The organism is Pseudomonas sp. SIMBA_067, from assembly GCF_046534675.1.
Lineage (GTDB): Bacteria > Pseudomonadota > Gammaproteobacteria > Pseudomonadales > Pseudomonadaceae > Aquipseudomonas > Aquipseudomonas putida.
In genome coordinates, this window is sequence record NZ_JAWRYH010001287.1 from 1 (window position 1) to 238 (window position 238).

A 238-nucleotide genomic window follows, 5' to 3' on the forward strand; every position below is an offset into this window, starting at 1 on the left:
GGCTGTCGCTGAGCACCAGCCGCGCTACCGAAAGGGTCAGGGTGCGGTCCTCTGCCGACAGCTGCTGTGCGGGGCGCACAAAGATGCCCCCGGGGCGGTCGAGCAGCGCCGCCTCGCTGCCGGAGGTGACGATGCCCATGATCAGATCCTGCAATTGCTGGCGGTAACCGGCCTGGTCTTCGTTCCAGATCACCAGGTCCAGCGCCAGGCCCTTCTGTCGCCAATAGGCATGGGCAAG

General features: G+C 66.4%; 1 protein-coding gene. It reads right to left on the reverse strand.

The window, feature by feature from the left end; translation table 11 throughout:
• Positions 1-238 (reverse strand): hypothetical protein (locus SB765_RS33460; protein ID WP_410933014.1); only part of this gene is annotated, 238 nt, incomplete at both ends.